The sequence below is a fragment of the Streptomyces sp. JB150 genome (assembly GCF_011193355.1).
Lineage (GTDB): Bacteria > Actinomycetota > Actinomycetes > Streptomycetales > Streptomycetaceae > Streptomyces.
Genome location: NZ_CP049780.1, coordinates 2,186,848 through 2,204,229 on the forward strand (window position 1 = coordinate 2,186,848; position 17,382 = coordinate 2,204,229).

General features: G+C 72.1%; 16 protein-coding genes. 9 read left to right on the forward strand and 7 right to left on the reverse strand.

The annotated features are described in order from the left end of the window. Positions 1-78 precede the first annotated feature (78 nt). Both G7Z13_RS10210 and G7Z13_RS10215 read left to right on the forward strand, forming a co-directional pair. Entirely contained in the window at positions 79-654 is a 576-nt protein-coding gene (locus G7Z13_RS10210) for a TetR/AcrR family transcriptional regulator (protein ID WP_166004825.1), read from the forward strand. Between the two features lie 84 nt (positions 655-738). After that, entirely contained in the window at positions 739-2,004 is a 1,266-nt protein-coding gene (locus G7Z13_RS10215; protein WP_165998011.1) for a pyroglutamyl peptidase, read from the forward strand. On the opposite strand, the gene G7Z13_RS10220 is transcribed toward G7Z13_RS10215, so the two are convergent. Genes G7Z13_RS10220 through G7Z13_RS10230 form a run of 3 tightly spaced genes read right to left on the reverse strand, consistent with a single transcriptional unit; the run spans position 1,976 to position 3,861 of the window. Further along, complete coding sequence (locus G7Z13_RS10220) at positions 1,976-2,590, reverse strand: LysE family transporter (protein ID WP_165998013.1); 615 nt, start codon at positions 2,588-2,590, stop codon at positions 1,976-1,978. The genes G7Z13_RS10215 and G7Z13_RS10220 overlap by 29 nt on opposite strands. Continuing rightward, positions 2,587-3,381, reverse strand: coding sequence for an EI24 domain-containing protein (locus G7Z13_RS10225; protein ID WP_165998015.1), 795 nt, complete (start codon positions 3,379-3,381; stop codon positions 2,587-2,589). Before G7Z13_RS10225 ends, G7Z13_RS10220 begins: the two co-directional genes overlap by 4 nt. A gap of 9 nt (positions 3,382-3,390) precedes the next feature. Then, complete coding sequence (locus G7Z13_RS10230) at positions 3,391-3,861, reverse strand: MarR family transcriptional regulator (RefSeq protein ID WP_165998016.1); 471 nt, start codon at positions 3,859-3,861, stop codon at positions 3,391-3,393. Between the two features lie 163 nt (positions 3,862-4,024). Here G7Z13_RS10230 and G7Z13_RS10235 point away from each other — a divergent pair, with 163 nt between their 5' ends. Further along, positions 4,025-5,047 (forward strand): NADP-dependent oxidoreductase, encoded by a 1,023-nt coding sequence (locus G7Z13_RS10235; RefSeq protein ID WP_165998018.1) that lies wholly within the window; start codon positions 4,025-4,027, stop codon positions 5,045-5,047. Between the two features lie 133 nt (positions 5,048-5,180). Next, on the forward strand, positions 5,181-5,600 hold the full coding sequence (locus G7Z13_RS10240; RefSeq protein WP_165998020.1) for an organic hydroperoxide resistance protein: 420 nt from the start codon (positions 5,181-5,183) through the stop codon (positions 5,598-5,600). Positions 5,601-5,685: 85 nt separating this feature from the next. Here the strand turns inward: G7Z13_RS10240 and G7Z13_RS10245 are convergent, their stop codons facing one another. From G7Z13_RS10245 to G7Z13_RS10260, 4 genes are all read right to left on the reverse strand, one after another. Further along, positions 5,686-6,846, reverse strand: a complete 1,161-nt coding sequence (locus tag G7Z13_RS10245) for a serine hydrolase domain-containing protein (RefSeq protein WP_165998022.1) — start codon at positions 6,844-6,846, stop codon at positions 5,686-5,688. Continuing rightward, a complete protein-coding gene (locus G7Z13_RS10250; protein WP_206313040.1) occupies positions 6,843-9,422 on the reverse strand; it encodes a M14 family zinc carboxypeptidase in 2,580 nt (859 codons plus the stop codon). Before G7Z13_RS10250 ends, G7Z13_RS10245 begins: the two co-directional genes overlap by 4 nt. 89 nt (positions 9,423-9,511) lie before the next feature. After that, positions 9,512-10,090: a suppressor of fused domain protein gene (locus G7Z13_RS10255; protein ID WP_240926167.1), complete on the reverse strand. Its 579-nt coding sequence runs from the start codon at positions 10,088-10,090 to the stop codon at positions 9,512-9,514. A gap of 41 nt (positions 10,091-10,131) precedes the next feature. After that, a complete protein-coding gene (locus G7Z13_RS10260; RefSeq protein WP_165994883.1) occupies positions 10,132-11,247 on the reverse strand; it encodes a hypothetical protein in 1,116 nt (371 codons plus the stop codon). A 279-nt stretch (positions 11,248-11,526) separates the two neighbouring features. Here G7Z13_RS10260 and G7Z13_RS10265 point away from each other — a divergent pair, with 279 nt between their 5' ends. The 5 genes from G7Z13_RS10265 to G7Z13_RS10285 form a co-directional block, all read left to right on the forward strand. Continuing rightward, a complete protein-coding gene (locus G7Z13_RS10265; protein ID WP_165998024.1) occupies positions 11,527-12,684 on the forward strand; it encodes a mandelate racemase/muconate lactonizing enzyme family protein in 1,158 nt (385 codons plus the stop codon). Then, entirely contained in the window at positions 12,681-13,685 is a 1,005-nt protein-coding gene (locus G7Z13_RS10270; RefSeq protein ID WP_165998026.1) for an alcohol dehydrogenase catalytic domain-containing protein, read from the forward strand. The genes G7Z13_RS10265 and G7Z13_RS10270 overlap by 4 nt, the downstream gene beginning before the upstream one ends. A gap of 119 nt (positions 13,686-13,804) precedes the next feature. Further along, the gene (locus G7Z13_RS10275) at positions 13,805-14,773 is read left to right on the forward strand and encodes a hypothetical protein (RefSeq protein ID WP_165998028.1); all 969 of its coding nucleotides are present in this window, start codon (positions 13,805-13,807) and stop codon (positions 14,771-14,773) included. A gap of 93 nt (positions 14,774-14,866) precedes the next feature. Further along, the gene (chvE, locus tag G7Z13_RS10280) at positions 14,867-15,979 is read left to right on the forward strand and encodes a multiple monosaccharide ABC transporter substrate-binding protein (protein WP_165998030.1); all 1,113 of its coding nucleotides are present in this window, start codon (positions 14,867-14,869) and stop codon (positions 15,977-15,979) included. 46 nt (positions 15,980-16,025) lie between these two features. Continuing rightward, positions 16,026-17,382 (forward strand): ATP-binding cassette domain-containing protein (locus G7Z13_RS10285; RefSeq protein ID WP_165998032.1); only part of this gene is annotated, 1,357 nt, incomplete at its 3' end.

Here is a 17,382-nt window from a genome sequence, read left to right on the forward strand (position 1 = left end):
GGGCCCCTCCTCATGGTGCCCCGGTCACCTGTGAAGCGTTAGGTTTCGTTATCTCATCGTTATATGACGAACACACGGATGTCGTACGGTGACGCCATGGGCGCGAGGGTCAGAAGCGAGGAGCGGCGGGCCGCGATCGTGCGGGCCGCGCTGGAGGTCATCGCCGAGCGCGGCTACCGGGGCGCGAGCATGGCGGCGGTCGCGGAGCGGGTCGGGCTCACCCAGCAGGGACTGCTGCACTACTTCCCGACCAAGGACGCCCTGCTCGTCGCCGTGCTGGAGGAGCGCGACCGCTGGGACGCGATGCCGGCCCGGCAGTGGCGGATGGACCTGCTGGCCTCGCTGGTGGAGTACAACGCGATGCGCCCCGGCATCATCCAGACCTTCGCGGCGCTGCTCGGCGAGAGCGTGACGGGCGGTCATCCGGCCCGCGGCTACTTCACCGAGCGGTACGTCCGGGTCCGGCAGTCGATGACGGAGGTCCTGCGCGCCGAGTACGGCGACCGGCTGCCGAACGGGCTCACGCCCGAGCGCGCGGCGCCGCTGCTGGTCGCCGTGATGGACGGCCTGCAGTACCAGTGGCTGCTGGACCCGGAGTCGGTGGACATGCCGGGGGCGTTCCGGGACTTCCTGGGCCTGCTGGGCGAGGAGTGACCGCGTAGAACGGGCGGGGCACGGGGAGACTTCCGCCGTTGCGCAGCACCTCCCTGCCCACGGCGACGGAAGGACCCCACCGCCTTGATATCCCCCCGTGTCCGGATCGGCGCCCTGCTGTCCCTGGCGCTCGTCACCGGCCTCGCCGCCCCCGCGACCGCCACCACCGACCCCGCCGACTCCCCCACCACCGCTCCCGCCGTCACGGTCGAGGAGCGGCGCCTCGACCAGGCCGTCCCGCAGGAGATCCTGCGGCGCTCCGGATTCGCCGGCGCCGCACCGCGGTTCGCCGAGGCGCTGGGCGCGGCGCGCTCCTACGCGCAGGCACGCGCCGTCGTCGTCCGGGAGGGGTCGGCGCTGTGGCGGCGGGCGGTGGCGCGGGCACAGGGGCGCGGTCCGGCGGGCGGGGAGCTGAGCCGGGACGACGACCGGCCGCTGTACTGGGCGCGGCTGGGAATGACCCGAGAAGTGCGGTCGTGGCAGCCGCGGTTCGGTCTGTCCGAGCGGCAACGGGGCGCGCTGCTCGACGCGTTGGAGCGGACCTCGCGCGGGCAGGACGACATCCGCTTCCCGCACCGCGGCGAGGGCGTCGAGCGGGTCCTGGTCACCGGGTTCGACCCGTTCACGCTGGACCGGGACATCCGGATCTCCAATCCGTCCGGGGCCGCCGCGCTCGCCCTCGACGGCACGGTGATCGAGACGGCCCACGGGCCGGCGCGGGTGGAGACCGTGGTGTTCCCGGTGCGCTGGCGGGACTTCACGGAGGGGACGGTGGAGCGGGCGCTGCGGCCGCATCTGCCGGGTGTGGACCTGTTCGCGACGGTCAGCCAGGGGCGGGTGGGCCGGTTCGACATCGAGCGGACCAACGGGGCCTGGCGGGGCGGCTTCCCCGACAACGAGAACACCGGCCGCACGGAGACCATCCCGGTCCCGGGTCCGGGCGCGGCGCCGCAGTGGACGTCGACGACCCTGCCGTACCGGGACATCGTGGCGGCGGACACCGGCCGTTTCCCGGTGTACGACAACACGTCCGTGACCGAGATCCCGGCCGGGGGCACCGAGCCGGTCGTACGGCCGGACGGGCCGACCCCCGGTTCGACGGCGCGGGCCGGGGGCGGCGGGGACTACCTGTCCAACGAGATCGCCTACCGGGCCACGCTGCTGCGGGACCGGCTGGGGCTGAAGGGCCTGCCGGGCGGGCATGTCCACACGCCGGTGCTCCGGTTCGGCGCGGGGAACACCACCGAGGTCACCGATCCGGAGTTCGTCCGCAACCGGCGGGACATCGTCGCGCAGGTGCGGTCCGTCGTGGCGGTCGCCGTCAGTGCGACGGGGCGAACGCGAGGCTGACGCCGAGGCCGGCCAGCACCGAGCCGATGACCTTGTTGAGGACCTTCTGGGCGCGCAGCATCAGGGTGCGCATCCGGTCCTGCGAGAAGAACACGGCGACGACGGCGAACCACAGCAGGTGGGCGAGGGACATGAACAGGCCGTAGCCCGCCTGCTGCCACAGCGGGGTGCCCGGGTCGACGACCTGGGCGAACGTGGAGACCACGAACAGGGTGGTCTTCGGGTTGAGGACGTTGGTGAGGAAGCCGGTGCGCAGGGCGGCCAGCGGGGTCAGTTCCGTCTTGTCAACGAGGTCGACGCGGACGTCGCCGCGGGCGCGGAAGGTGCGGACGCCGATGTAGACGAGGTAGGCGGCGCCGGTCAGCTTGACGACCGTGAACAGGAACGTCGAGGAGGCGATCAGCAGTCCCACGCCGAGCATGGTGTAGGTGACGTGCACCAGGACGCCCGCGGCGACGCCGGCGGCGCCCAGCAGGCCGGTGCGGCGGCCGTACAGGTAGCTGTTGCGGACGATCATGGCGAAGTCGGCGCCGGGGGCGATCACCGCGAGCACGGTGATGACGGCCACGGCGAGGATCTCGGTCACTGGACGGCGTCCTCCTGCCGGCGGTCGGTGGTGTCGTGCCCGGTGGTCTCCTCGCCGCGCAGGTCACGGGCGAGCAGGGTGGCGCCCGCGACCGCGCCCGGCATCAGGAAGACCGCGACGAAGGGGACGACGAAGGCGAGGGCGAGGGGCGTCCCGAAGCCCCAGACCAGGGTCCTGCGGGAGCGGAGCAGGGCGAGGCGGTCGCGCAGCTCGACGCCGCGGCGCTGCAGGGCGACGCCGGTCAGCTCCTCGGTGAGGAAGAAGCCGGTGACGAAGAAGCCGAGGACGGGGACGGCGGTCTGCCCGGCGACGGGCACGAACCCGAGCGCGAACAGCAGGACGCCCCACAGGGCGGCGCGGATCACGATCCGCAGGCTGTCCCGGCCGGAGATCCACAGCTCGCGCCAGAGCGGCAGCCCGGACTCGGGGGCGGTGCCGTCCGGGGAGACGTCCCGGTCGACCGCCTCCGACAGGCTCTCGTAGAAGGGCTGGCCGATCAGCAGGGTGACCGCCGTGAAGGTGACGACGGCCAGCAGCAGCGACAGCGCGAACAGCACGGCGGTGAGCAGACCGCGGAACAGGCCGAGCCAGGGGCTGGACCAGTCGTCGGCGAACGGGGTCGCCCAGGCGACGAAGTCCGCGCCCCACAACGCGAGCGCGGTGATCGCGGCGGCGTAGAGCACGAGGGTGATCAGTCCGGGCATCAGCCCGAAGCCGAACTGCCTGCCGTGCCGGGCCACCCACCGCTGGCCCTTGATCAGATAGCCGAAGCCCACCCCGAGATCGCGCATGGGTGCACTTTAACCGCCGGGTCTCTCCTCGGGCCCGGTCCCGGACTCGACCATGCGGCGCAGCAGGTCGCGCAGGGCGAGGCGCTCCGCCTCGCCGAGCGCGGCCAGCGGCTCGCGGGCGAAGTGCAGGGACTCGCGCAGGTCGCGGGCGACACGGCGGCCCTCGTCGGTGACGGCGGCGACCTTGATGCGGCGGTCGGCGGGGTCGGGGCGGCGTTCGACCAGGCCGCGGGATTCCAGGCGGTCGACGATGCCGGTGACATTGGACGGCTCGCAGCGCAGTTTGCGGGCGAGCTTGCGCATGGGCAGCGGGCCGAGGGACAGCAGGGACAGGAGCTTGGCCTGGGCGCCGGTGAGGGCGTGCCCGGCGGCGGCCTCCTCGAACTCCTCGTGGTAGCGGGCCACGACCGCGCCGATGAGATCGACGACCTCCAGGGTGAGGTCGTCGGGGCGGCGGGCAGGGGGTGGGGTGGCGGCCATGGCATCCAGGGTACCCGTTTGCTTGACATCCTGAAATATTCAGGCGCATGGTTGTTTCAGATCCTGAAACAACTGGGAGGAACCACCGGTACGGAAACCACCGGTTCCCGAGCGACTGGTTCCGCAACCACGAGACACCGCACCCCGCACGAGAGGCCGGCTCATGTCCGACACCCCCACGCTTCCCGCCGTCCACCGTGAATGGCACCTGCTCAGCCGCCCGGTCGGCTGGCCCGAGCCCGAGAACTTCGCCCTGGTCGAGGCGGAGGTCCCGACCCCGCGCGAGGGCCAGGTGCTGGTGCGGAACCTGTACTTGTCGGTGGACCCTTACATGCGCGGCCGGATGAGCGCCGCCAAGTCCTACGTCGCCCCCTTCGAGCTGGGCAAGGTCATGCAGGGCGGCGCGGTCGGCGAGGTCGTCGCCTCCAACGCCGAGGGCTTTCAGGCCGGCGACCACGTGCTGCACTTCCTCGGCTGGCGCGAGTACGCCGCGGTGAGCGCCCAGCACGCGGTCAAGGTCGACGCGAACGCGGCGCCGCTGTCCACGTACCTCGGCGTGCTCGGCATGACCGGCCTGACCGCCTACGCCGGCCTGCTGCGCACCGCCGCCTTCAAGGAGGGCGACAGCGTCTTCGTCTCCGGCGCGGCCGGTGCCGTGGGCAGCCAGGTGGGCCAGATCGCGAGGCTCAAGGGCGCCTCGCGGGTGATCGGCTCGGCCGGATCCGCGGAGAAGGTGAAGCTGCTGGTCGAGGAGTACGGCTTCGACGCCGCGTTCAACTACAAGGACGGCCCCGTCGGCGAGCAGCTGCGCGCGGCCGCCCCGGACGGCATCGACGTGTACTTCGACAACGTGGGCGGCGACCACCTGGAGGCCGCCATCGGCTCCCTGAACGAGGGCGGCCGGATCGCGGTCTGCGGCATGATCTCGGTCTACAACAACACCGAGCCCGCGCCCGGCCCGCGGAACCTGGCCCGGCTGATCCAGACCCGCGGCCGGATCGAGGGCTTCCTGGTCGGTGACCACTACGACCTGCAGCCGCAGTTCGTCCAGGAGGTCGGCCCCTGGGTCGCCTCGGGCGCGCTGAAGTACCGCGAGACGGTCGTCGAGGGCATCGAGAACAACCTGGAGGCCTTCCTCGGCGTCCTGCGCGGCGACAACACCGGGAAGATGATCGTCAAGCTCTGACCCCCCGGCCCGGCCCCGCTGTCCGACCTCCGGACACCCCTTCTGCCGCTTTCCGGTATGCGGTAACTTCATTCCGGAAACCGTCGGCGATCGTGGGCGCGAGTCACGGCGGACCGAGGAGGAAGACCACCGCATGGCCATTCAGCAGTCGGACGTCCTGTACACCGCCGTCGCCACCGCCGAGAACGGTCGCGACGGCCGGGTCTCCACCGACGACGGCAAGCTCGACGTCGTCGTCAACCCGCCCGCCGAGATGGGCGGCAGCGGCGCCGGCACCAACCCGGAGCAGTTGTTCGCCGCCGGCTACAGCGCCTGCTTCCAGGGCGCGCTCGGCGTCGTCGCCCGCCAGGAGGGCGCCGACGTCTCGGGCTCGACCGTGACCGCCAAGGTCGGCATCGGCAAGAACGACGAGGGCTTCGGCCTGATCGTCGAGATCTCCGCGGACATCCCGAACGTGGACGCGGAGACCGCGCGGAGCCTGGTCAAGAAGGCCCACGAGGTGTGCCCGTACTCCAAGGCGACCCGCGGGAACATCACCGTGACGCTCGCCTGACGGCACTCGTTGCATACGGCGGAGGCCGCACCCTTGGACGTGGGGTGCGGCCTCCGCCCGTGCCCGCGCGCGGACGAGCCCGTGCTCACAGGGCCAGCGCCGCCCGGTGCGCGGCCCGGACGAACGCCACGTTCTCCGGCGCCGCCCCGCCCGGGAACGCGCACCGGCGCCGCGTGTAGCCGTACGCCAGTCCGCTGCGAGGGTCGGCGAACGCCTGCGCGCCGCCCGCCCCGCTGTGCCCGAAGGCGCCGGCGCCCAGGAACGGGTACCAGTTCTCGGCCGTCGCCTGGAAGCCCAGCCCGAACGCCTTGTGCGTGCGGGCCACCAGGTCGTGGCCGATCGAGTGGATCTGCCCGACCTCGGCGATCGTGTCCGGCTTCAGCAGCGCGGGACGCCCGTCGACCTCGCTGATCGCCGCCGCGTACATCCCGGCGAGCCCGCGCGCCGAGGCGACCCCGCCCGCGGACGCCGGGCCCTTGGCCCGCACCAGCCGCGCGTTGGCGTGGTCCACCAGATCGACCGCGCCCGGCACGTGCGTGTTGAACGCGATCGAGGCCAGCGTGTGCGGTCCCGTCTGCCGGTCGTCCAGCACCGACCGCTGCTCGGGCGTCGGCGCCATCGGCTGCACGGAACGGAAGCGGGGCTCCTCGGACTCGGGCAGGCCAAGGAAGAAGTCCAGCCCGTACGGGGCACGCACCCGCTCCTCGTACACCTCCTGGAGGGTGCGGCCGGTGGCGCGGCGGACCACCTCGCCGGTGAGCGCGCCGATCACCAGCGCGTGGTAGCCGAACGCGGTGCCCGGCCGCCAGAACGGCCGCTGGTCCGCCAGCCGCTCCGCGATCAGCCGGTCGTCGGCCAGCTCCTCGGCGGTGAACCCGGCGTCCAGACCGACCAGGCCCGCCCGGTGCGCGAGCAGGTCGCGCAGGGTCAGCGCGCCCTTGCCCTCGGCGCCGAACTCCGGCCAGTAGTACGTCACCTTCCGGTCCGGCTCCAGCGTGCCGTCCTGCACGAGCAGCGCGGTCACCAGGTGGGCGGCGCCCTTGGTGCAGGAGAACACGCCGTACAGGGACCCGGCGGTCACCTCCGGTCCGGCCCACAGGTCGACGACCCGCCTGCCGTGCACATAGGCGCACAGCTGCCCCTCGTAGTCCGGCCGTTCGCGCCGCTCCCGGGCGACGAACGCGGCGAACTCCTCCCGTACGCCCTCGAAGCCGTCGGCGACCGTGCCGTGGATCTCCTGTGTCATCCGCTCTCCTCGACCTGTGTCCGTGATGTGGTCAGCAAAGCCCGGCCGACCTGCGGGAATTCTCCCTTGGGATGCGCCCGGAAGAGCGGTTCCGTGCCGAAGAGCACCGCACCGGGTCCGCTCACCACCGAGGCCCGTCCGGCCGCGTCCGCCGGTCCGCCGGTGCCGTCGGCGGCCGGGCGCCAGTGGCCGGACAGCAGCGGGTTCCCGGCCGCGTACGCCTGCTCGGCGCGCACGCCGGGGCCGAGGTCGGTGAACCACAGCGGCGCGTAGACGAAGCCGTGCGCGGGCGCGCCGCGGGTCAGCGGGCCGGAGTTCACCACCCGGACCACGCCGTTGGCATCCCCGTTGCCCTGGACGGCCTTGACGGCGAGCAGCCCGGCGCCGGCGTTCAGCTGCGCACCGGCGGCGCCGCGGCCGACGAAGCCGTGCCCGTCGAGGAAGGCGTCGAGGGCGCGGCGCGCCGGCTCGTTCAGGGCGTCCCGGTCGAGGCCCGCCGACACGAACAGGACGTCCGTCCCGGACCAGTCGAAGCCCGCGTTCAGCACGGCCGTGGAGACCGGGGTGACCTCGAATTGCATCTCCCGCAGCGCGAACAGCTCGCCCGGTGTCACGGCGGCGGCGACGCGGACGCGGCGCAGCGGGGCGGTGCCCCGGTCCGTGGTCCGCTCGAAGGAGACGTCGTACGTCCGGGCCGCCTCGGCGGCCTGCCGGCGCGCGGAGCCCGGCACGATCGCGGCGGCGCCGTCGGCGGACCGCCGCACCGGCACGCCCCGGCGCAGCAGCGCGTTGAGCGCGGCGATCTCGCGGGGGTCGTCCAGGCGCAGGCGCAGGTCGCCGCGCGGGGCGACGTGGGCGACGGGCGCGGCGGCGCGCACCGGGCGCAGCGCGGCGTGGGGCAGGGCGCCGCCGGTGACGGGCCGCACCGGGGCGCCCCAGAGCCGGCCGAGGCTCCAGCCGGAGATGTCGTACATGACGGACACCTTGTCACTGATGTCCCGCCCGTCCGCGAGGAGCGCGGCCGCGAGTCCCCGTTTGGGCTGGCGCATGTCGACGACGTACGCGCCCTTCGGGTAGCCCGGCGCGGGGTGGGCGACGCGGGCGACGCGGATGTCGTTGGCGAGGAGGTGGCCGACGAGGCGGGCGGTGGCCGGGCCGCCGGGCGGCAGGACGTAGGCGCGCGGGAAGGTGGTGGTGTAGACGTCCTCCGGGCCGATGCCGGGCACGCCGGGCACGGTCGCGGGCGACACCGGGACCTGCGGGGCGCCGGCCGCGCCGCGGCGGAACACCTCGATCTGGTCGGCGACGAGGGCTTCGCGGTGGCGCCGCACATGGTCGAGGGTGGCGGTCATGGCGGCCTGCGCGACGTCCGTGTTGACGGCCGCGCGGCGGCGCAGCTCGGCGGCCGGCAGGGTGTCGTAGGAGGCGTTGTTCACCCGCAGCGGGATCTCGACGGTGTGCGCGGCGACCGCGCCGTGGAAGGCGGCGTACTGCGGGGTGAAGATCGGCGGCCAGTCGTCCCAGCCCTCGTCCTGGTCGCGGAAGGGGATCTGCGCGGGCTGGACGCCGTCCTCTTCGGCGGTGTAGCCGAGGCCGTTGACGGCGGCCTCCATGCCCAGGGCGTTGGCGTAGGTGTTCTTCAGGAACAGGTCGTACTCGTAGTTCTCGCCGTGCGGCGGCGTCGTGGGCTCGATCAGGGTGCCGTTGACGTAGCCGTGCAGGTCGAGCATCACCACGGGCTGCTTGTCGCGCAGGATCTGCCGCATCGCGCGGGTTTCGGGCTGTGAGGCGGTGACGAAGTCCCGGTTGAGGTCGAAGCCGTTCGCGTTGGCGCGGGTGCCGGCGATGCGGCCGTCCGGGTTGGCGGTGACGTTGAAGTAGAGGCGGCTGTGCGCGAGCAGGTCGCGGGTCCTGTCGTCCTTGGCGGTCGCGAGGTGTTCGACGAGGCGGAGGGCGGCGTCGGTGCCCTCCCACTCGTTGCCGTGGATGTTGCTGTTGAAGAAGACCGGGGTCTTGTACGCCTTCTTCAGCCGAGGGTCCCCGGCCGCCGTCGCCGGTACCCGTTCGATGAGGTCCCGCATCCGGTGCTGGGCGCGGGTCTGGGCGGGGCTCTCCGGGGCGGTGACGGTGACGAGGTACAGCCGGTGGCCGCCCGCCGAGCGGCCCGCGACCTCCACGCTCACCCGGTCGCCGAGGGCTTGCAGGGCGTTCAGCCGGCTCGCGATCGCGTGATACGGCGTCAGGCCCAGCTTGAGGGACTTGTCCGCCGGGTTCACCGGGTCGGGGGCGAGGGTGTGCTCGCGCGGATAGCCGCGCGCGTCATGGGTGCGTTCCGTGCCGCCGGAGAGGCCGGGCCCGGGGTCGGTGAGGGCTCTGCGGGCCGCGGTTTCCGGCGACGTGGCGGCGTTCCGGTGGTCGAGCGCCGGGGACTCCGCGGTCTCCCTGGTGACGGGCGCCGGGTCCGCGCCGGCCGGGCCGGGCGCGGCGAGCAGGAGGGCACTCGCCGAGGTGAGGGCGAGGGCGGTGGTCAGGACGGGTCTCGCAGTGGCGGTTCTCGCGGTCCTCTTGGTGCGCACGCGTACCTCCTCCGGGGTTCCTGAGATCGGTACGGCGAGGTGTACCTGTTCGACTCATCCGTCACAAGGGGGACTTGACGTCCCGTCGGTCAGACGACCGAGGCGCGGAAGGGGTCCGTCGGGACGATCGCGGCCTCGTCCAGGCGCTGTTCCAGGGCCTCGTGGCCGTGTTCCCTGCGGTACGCGATCTCGGCGGCCGTCACCGGCAGCGTCCACAGGATCCGGGCGTGGCCGCCGGGCAGCGGGCAGTGTTCGAGGCCGGGGCCGTGCAGGTACGGCAGGGTGACCAGCAGGTGGTCACAGGCCGAACCCGGCGTCCACGGCTCGCCGATGGGCACGCTGTGCGCGAGGCCGAGCCGGGCTCCCGTGCGGTGGTAGAAGGCGATCATCGCCAGCAGTTCGACGAAGCGCCGGTCCCGCACATGCGCCGTCATGACGAACTCCAGCCCGTGGCCGTCGTCTTCAGGCGGCGAGGCGCAGCCGGCGGTCACATACGCCCAGGAGTCCGCACGGGGACCCGGCCCCACGACGAGCACGCGGAAACCCGGCAGCGACGCACGGCGCCCCGGCCCCAGGTCGTACGGGACGGACTCCACCTCGTGCCCCGCGAAGAACGCCCGCACATGCGCTTCCACGGCCGCCACGGCCCGCTCGTCCACTCCGCTCACCGGCCGATCATCGCAGGCGGCCGGCGGCCGGCGGACACCCCCTAGGTGCACCACCACAGGAACCGGTCGCAGGTCTGCGACGGTTCGGGGTCCGGGGGCGGCGGGGCGATGGTCGGGTCCGAGGTGGGGGCCGGGGTGGGGTCGGGGGCGGGCGGGGCGGCCGTGGTGGTGGGGGCCGTGTCCTGAGGGGGGTCGGCGTGGCCCGACTGGGGGTCCCTGGTCAGGGTGGCCCGGTCCGCCGGCTCGTCCGACTCCTTGTCGTCGTCCTTGTCTTCGCCCTTCTTGTCCTCGTCCTCGTCCTCGGAGGAGGACGAGGACGGGGACGCCGAGTCCGAGGGCGATCCTGTCCCGCCGGGGCCGGTGCCGGGGGCGCCCGTCGTGCCGGACAGCGGGTCCGCCGTCTCGCCCACCTCCTCCTCCGCGCCGCCGTCCGCGGACGCGTCGCCCGCCGCCGCGGGCGCCGGGTCGGAGCCGGCGGCGTCGATGCCCGATTCCGCGAGGCTCAGACCGCCCGCGGCCAGCACGAAGCCGGCGGTGACGAGGAGGGCCCGGCGCCGCCTGCGGCGGTGCGCCGCGGCCTTGCGGTCCCGGCGGCTGTCCTCGGCCCGGCGGTCGCGGCGGGCGGAGGGCGACGACTCGTCGTGGTCGTCGTACTCGTCGTGGGCGTCGTGGGCGTGCTCGTCGTCGCGGCCGTGGGCGTCGGGTGCGGTCTCGTCGTCGGGGTGGTCGACGTCGCCGGACAGGGGCGCGGGGTCACCGTGGCCGGGAGCCGGCTGCGGCTGGTGGAGGCCGTGGTCACCGTGCGCGGGGGTCGGCCCGTAGTCACCGTGGCCGGGCGTGGTCTGGTAGTCGGCGTGGTCGTGGGGGGCGTACCCCTGCGTCGTCCCGTGGGCGGCGGGTGCGGGGGACGTGCCGTAGCCGGGCTGCCAGGGGGCCGTGCCGTGGGCGGCGGGTGCCGGGGCCGTCGCGTAGGCGCCGTAGCCGGCGGCGGGGTGGCCGGGGGGCGCGTGGTGGGCGGCGGGCGCGCCCTCGTACGCGCCCCCGGCGCCCGCGGCGTCCTCCTCCGCGTACGCGCGGAGCCGCTCGGCCGGCGTGCCGCACCCGGGGCAGGCGAGGGCGCCGTTCAGGTGCCGTCGGCACGGGTGGCAGTAGTCCATGACGCGGGAAGATTAAGTTCCGGGCCGGTAACGTGCCTAGTCGACGCTGTGAATGTTCTGTGGGAAACGCGCAGTTCCGGCATGGTGAGCCGAGGACAGCCCCGGCATCTCTCCCCCTTCGGCCGAAAGCGACGCCACCGACGGCTTTCGAAAGTGCCGAAACCGTTATCCGTTCGACCCATTGACACCCCCGCCGCCGCGTCCTTACTGTCACGCCAGCATTTCGAACAAGTGCCGAAATCTCGAACAGAGCCGAACGCTTCACGAGGGGCAACTGCCGTGCGCATCACCGGAATCAGCACACACGTGGTCGGGACGCCGTGGCGCAACCTGACGTACGTCCAGGTGCACACCGACGAGGGCATCACCGGAGTCGGCGAGACCCGGATGCTGGGACACACCGACGCTCTCCTCGGCTATCTGAAGGAAGCCGAGGTCAACCACATTCTCGGCTCGGACCCGTTCGCCGTCGAGGACCTCGTGAAGAGGATGAAGTACGGCGACTACGGCCGGGCCGGCGAGATCGTCATGTCCGGTATCGCGGTCATCGAGATGGCCTGCTGGGACATCAAGGGCAAGGCGCTGGGTGTGCCGGTCTGGCAGCTGCTCGGCGGCAAGGTCACCGACAAGGTGAAGGCGTACGCCAACGGGTGGTACACGACCGAGCGGACGCCCGAGGCGTACCACAAGGCCGCCCAGGGGGTCGTGGAGCGCGGGTACAAGGCGCTGAAGATCGACCCCTTCGGCACCGGCCACTTCGAGCTGGACCACCAGGAGACGCTGTACGCGGTCTCCCTCATCGAGGCCGTCCGCGACGCGATCGGCCCCGACGCCGAGCTGATGCTGGAGATGCACGGCCGCTTCTCCCCCGCCACCGCCGTCCGGCTGGCCAAGGAGATGGCGCCGTTCAAGCCGGCCTGGCTGGAGGAGCCGTGCCCGCCGGAGAACCTGAAGGCGCTGGAGAAGGTCGCCGCGAAGGTGGACATCCCGGTCGCCACGGGTGAGCGCATCCACGACCGGATCGAGTTCCGCGAGCTGTTCGACAACCAGGCCGTGGACATCATCCAGCCGGACGTCGGCCACATCGGCGGCATCTGGGAGACGCGCAAGCTGGCCGCGACCGCCGAGACCCACTACATGCTGATCGCCCCGCACAACGTGGGCGGTTCCGTGCTCACCGCGGCCTCCCTCCAGGTCGGCTTCACCTCGCCGAACTTCAAGATCCTGGAGCACTTCAACGACTTCGCGGACGCGGAGATCAAGAAGGTCGTCAAGGGCGCCCCGCAGGTCATCGACGGGTACTTCCACCTCTCCGACGCGCCCGGCCTGGGCGTCGAGCTGGACACGGACGCCGCCGCGGAGTTCCCGCAGCAGCGAGCCCACTTCGACCTGTGGGCCGAGGGCTGGGAGAAGCGGAACCCGAAGGACGCCCGGTGAGCTCCGCCGTCGTCGTCGACTCCCCCGGCAGCCACCGGCTGACGGAGCACGCGCCGCGCCGCCCCGAGGCCGGGGAGGCGCTGGTGCGGGTGCACGCCGTGGGCATCTGCGGCAGCGACCGGGAGGTCTACCAGGGCAACCGGCCCGAGGGGTACGTCCGCTATCCGCTGACCCCGGGCCACGAGTGGTCCGGGACGGTGGAGGCGGTCGGCGCCGGGGTGCCGCGGGGCCTGGTCGGCCGCAAGGTCGTCGGCGAGGGCTTCCGCAACTGCCAGGTCTGCGACCGCTGCCACGCGGGGGAGACGACGCTGTGCACGGCCGGGTACGAGGAGACCGGGTTCACCCAGCCGGGCGCGATGGCCGCCACGCTGACGCTCCCCGCGCGGCTGCTGCACGTGCTCCCCGGTGACGCGGACCTGACCGCGGCGGCGCTGCTGGAGCCGGCGGCCTGCGTCGCGGCCGCCGCGCTGAAGGCGAACGCCCGCCCCGGTGAGCGGGTCGCCGTGGTCGGCACGGGCACGCTCGGCATGTTCGCCGTGCAGTTCCTGCGCGCGGCGTCCCCGGCCGAGCTGCTGGTGGTGGGCACCCGGCGGGACCGCGAGGAGCTGTCCCGGCGGTTCGGGGCGACCGATTTCCGGACCAGGGACCAGGAGCTGCCGGACGACGTGGACGTCGTGATCGAGACCGCCGGGTCCGCGGACGCGGCCCGGCTCTCGGCGGCGCTGCTGCGCCGCGGCGGCCGGCTGGTGCTGACGGGCATCCCGGCGCCGGGCGCGGAGGGTCTGGACCCGACGGACCTGGTGGTGCGGCAGCTGGAGGTGCACACCGTCTTCGGGGCGCCGCCGGACGCCTGGTCGCACGCGGTGCGGGTGTTCGGGGCGGGACTCCTGGACCCGGTGCCGCTGGTCTCGCACGAGCTGCCGCTCACCGAGTTCTCGCGGGCCATCGAGCTGGTGGGGGCCGGTGACCCGACGGTGGGCAAGGTCCTGCTGCGCCCCTAGTCATCCCAGCCGTACGCCGGTACGAGGGTTACCTGACGGCCCCCGTACCGGCGTACCTCCCGCCCCGTACGCCCTGAGCCGCGAACCTCGTCCGATATCTCGAACACGAAGGACACCCTGTGACCGACGCTTCCGCCACGGCCCCCCGACGACCCGGTGAGCAGGCGCTCGCCGCACTCGGCCTGGGCGCGCCCGGCCTCGACCCCGCCGACGCCTCGCCGCACTCCTTCCCCGGCGGCGGCCGCTGGCGCACCGAGATCCCCTCCTGCGAGGGTCCGGAGGCGCTGGCCGTGGTGCTCAAGGAGGCCTCGCGCCTCGATGTGCCGATCCACCGGATCAGCCAGGGCAGCGGCGTGTGGATGCTGACCGACGCCGAGATCACCGAGATGGTCGAGGCGACCGCCGAACGCGACATCGAGCTGTGCCTGTTCACCGGCCCGCGCGGCACCTGGGACATCGGCGGCTCCACCCGCACCGACTCGCGCGGGGCCGGGCTGCGCGCCCGGGGCCACGACGCGGTCGCCGGCTGCGTCGAGGACGCCGTCCGCGCCACCGAGCTGGGGGTGAAGTGCCTGCTGGTGGCCGACGAGGGCGTGCTGTGGACGCTGCACCGGGCGCGCGAGGCCGGGATCGTCCCCGCCGACACGACGCTGAAAGTTTCGGCGCTGATCGGCCCGGTCAACCCGGCCTCGTTCGCGGTGTACGAGCGGCTGGGCGCCGACTCCGTCAACGTGCCGAGCGACCTGACGCTGGATCACCTCACCGAGATCCGCCGGGTGTCGGCCGCGCCGATGGACATGTACATCGAGGCGCCCGACGACCTGGGCGGCTATGTCCGGATGTACGAGGTGGCCGAGCTGATCCGGCGCGGGGCGCCGCTGTATCTGAAGTTCGGCCTGTCGAAGGCCCCCGGGATCTACCCCTACGGCCACCACCTGCGCGAGCTGACCCTGGCGACCGCCAAGGAGCGGGTGCGGCGCGGGCGCCTGGCGCTCGACCTGCTGGCCCGGCACGGGGCCGACGGGGACATGGCACCGCTGGGTTCGCGGCTGCCCGGAAAGCTCCAGCGGTTCGAAACGCATTCATAACTTTTCGAACGGCCTCTTCACAGAAGCCGACGCAGCCCAACAGAATCCCACACATCCCCACCCCGCTGTGCACCGACATCAAGGAAGATGACCATGCGCAACCGCAGAGCCGCAGTCGCCGCCATCGCCACCGCCGCCTCCCTGGCCCTCACCCTGACCGCCTGCGGCCAGAACAGCGAGGGCGGCAGCGAGGAGGGCAAGGGCAGCGCCGAGGACGCCACGATCGGCATCTCGATGCCCACCAAGTCCTCCGAGCGCTGGATCGCCGACGGGAACAACGTTGTCCAGCACCTTCAGGACAAGGGCTACAAGACCAAGCTGGTCTACGGGGAGGACGACCCCGACCAGCAGGTCTCCCAGATCGAGAACATGATCACCCAGGGTGTGGACGCCCTGATCATCGCGGCCATCGACAACAAGTCGATGAACAACGTCCTGCAGCAGGCCAAGGACGCCGACATCCCGGTGATCTCCTACGACCGCCTGATCCTCGGCACGGACGACGTCGACTACTACGCCTCCTTCGACAACGAGAAGGTCGGCGAGCTGCAGGGCACCTACATCGTCGAGAAGCTGGGCCTGAAGGACGGCGGCGAGAAGGGCCCGTTCAACATCGAGCTGTTCGCCGGCTCCAACGACGACAACAACACCCGCTACTTCTTCCAGGGCGCGATGAACGTCCTGAAGCCGTACATCGACAAGAAGCAGCTGGTCGTGAAGTCCGGGCAGACCGAGCTGACCCAGGTCACGACGCTGCGCTGGGACGGCGCGACCGCCCAGCGGCGCATGGACGACATCCTCACCAAGTCGTACAAGAGCGGCAAGGTCGACGCGGTGCTGTCGCCGTACGACGGCATCTCCATCGGCATCCTCTCCGCGCTGAAGTCGGACGGCTACGGCTCCAAGGACAAGCCGCTGCCGGTCGTCACGGGCCAGGACGCCGAGGTCGCCTCGGTGAAGTCGATCATCGCCGACGAGCAGTCGATGACCGTCTACAAGGACACCCGCGAGCTGGCCAAGGTCGCCTCCAACATGGTCGACGCGGTGCTGAACGACAAGAAGCCCGAGGTCAACGACACCAAGACCTACGACAACGGGGCGAAGGTCGTGCCGGCGTACCTGCTGGAGCCGGTCGCCGTCGACAAGGGCAACTACCAGAAGACCGTCGTCGACTCCGGCTACATCAAGGAGTCGGACCTCACGTAGCCGTCGCCACCGACCGACGACCCATCACCGACTGGAAGGCACGACCATGGCGGGACCCGTCCTGGAAATGCGCTCGATCGTCAAGACCTTTCCCGGCGTCAAGGCGCTGTCGGACGTCACGCTGACCGTCCGGCAGGGCGAGGTCCACGCCATCTGCGGGGAGAACGGCGCCGGCAAGTCCACCCTGATGAAGGTGCTCTCCGGCGTCCACCCGTACGGCAGTTACGAGGGCGAGATCCTCTTCGAGGGAGAGGTCTGCCGGTTCAAGGACATCCGGGCCAGCGAGCAGCACGGCATCGTGATCATCCACCAGGAGCTGGCGCTGGTGCCGTTCCTGTCGATCGCGGAGAACATCTTCCTCGGCAACGAGCACGCCACCCGCGGCCTGATCAACTGGAACGAGACCCTGCGGCACGCCACCGAGCTGCTGCGCCGGGTGGGGCTGAGCGACCACCCGGAGACCCGGGTCGCCGACATCGGCGTGGGCAAGCAGCAGCTGGTGGAGATCGCCAAGGCGCTCGCCAAGAAGGTGAAGCTGCTGATCCTGGACGAGCCGACGGCGGCGCTGAACGACGAGGACAGCGACAAGCTCCTCGATCTGATCCTGGAGCTGAAGAACCAGGGCATCACCTCGATCATCATCTCCCACAAGCTCAACGAGATCCGCAAGGTCGCCGACTCGGTGACGATCATCCGGGACGGCCGGTCGATCGAGACGCTCGACGTGAAGGACCCGGGCACCACCGAGGACCGGATCATCAGCGGCATGGTCGGCCGCGACCTCGACCACCGCTTTCCCGAGCGCACCCCGCACCAGCCGGAGGAGGGCCGGGCGCCCGCCCTGGAGATCCGCGACTGGACCGTGCACCACCCGATCGACCAGCAGCGCAAGGTGGTCGACGAGGTGTCGCTCCAGGTGCGGCGCGGCGAGATCGTCGGCATCGCGGGCCTGATGGGCGCCGGCCGCACCGAGCTGGCGATGAGCGTCTTCGGCCGCACCTACGGCCGCTACGCGGGCGGCACCGTCCTCAAGGACGGCGAGGAGATCCGCACCAGGACGGTCGCGGAGGCGGTGGCGAACGGCATCGCGTACGTCACCGAGGACCGCAAGCACTACGGCCTGAACCTGATCGACACCATCAACCGGAACATCTCGCTGACCGCGCTGCACAAGGTCGCCCGGCGCGGCGTCGTGGACGAGCACGAGGAACGCCAGGTCGCCGAGGGCTTCCGGAAGTCGATGAACATCAAGGCGCCCACGGTGTTCGAGCCGGTGGGCAAGCTGTCCGGCGGCAACCAGCAGAAGGTCGTCCTCAGCAAGTGGATCTTCGCGGGTCCGGACGTGCTGATCCTGGACGAGCCGACGCGCGGGATCGACGTCGGCGCCAAGTACGAGATCTACA

Coding starts and splice junctions, on each gene's coding strand:
- G7Z13_RS10260 (WP_165994883.1), bottom strand. CDS start 11,247: ATGGACTACTGCCACCCGTGCCGACGGCACCTGAACGGCGCCCTCGCC.
- G7Z13_RS10225 (WP_165998015.1), bottom strand. CDS start 3,381: ATGCGCGATCTCGGGGTGGGCTTCGGCTATCTGATCAAGGGCCAGCGG.
- G7Z13_RS10230 (WP_165998016.1), bottom strand. CDS start 3,861: ATGGCCGCCACCCCACCCCCTGCCCGCCGCCCCGACGACCTCACCCTG.
- G7Z13_RS10210 (WP_166004825.1), top strand. CDS start 79: ATGTCGTACGGTGACGCCATGGGCGCGAGGGTCAGAAGCGAGGAGCGG.
- G7Z13_RS10235 (WP_165998018.1), top strand. CDS start 4,025: ATGTCCGACACCCCCACGCTTCCCGCCGTCCACCGTGAATGGCACCTG.
- G7Z13_RS10240 (WP_165998020.1), top strand. CDS start 5,181: ATGGCCATTCAGCAGTCGGACGTCCTGTACACCGCCGTCGCCACCGCC.
- chvE (WP_165998030.1), top strand. CDS start 14,867: ATGCGCAACCGCAGAGCCGCAGTCGCCGCCATCGCCACCGCCGCCTCC.
- G7Z13_RS10245 (WP_165998022.1), bottom strand. CDS start 6,846: ATGACACAGGAGATCCACGGCACGGTCGCCGACGGCTTCGAGGGCGTA.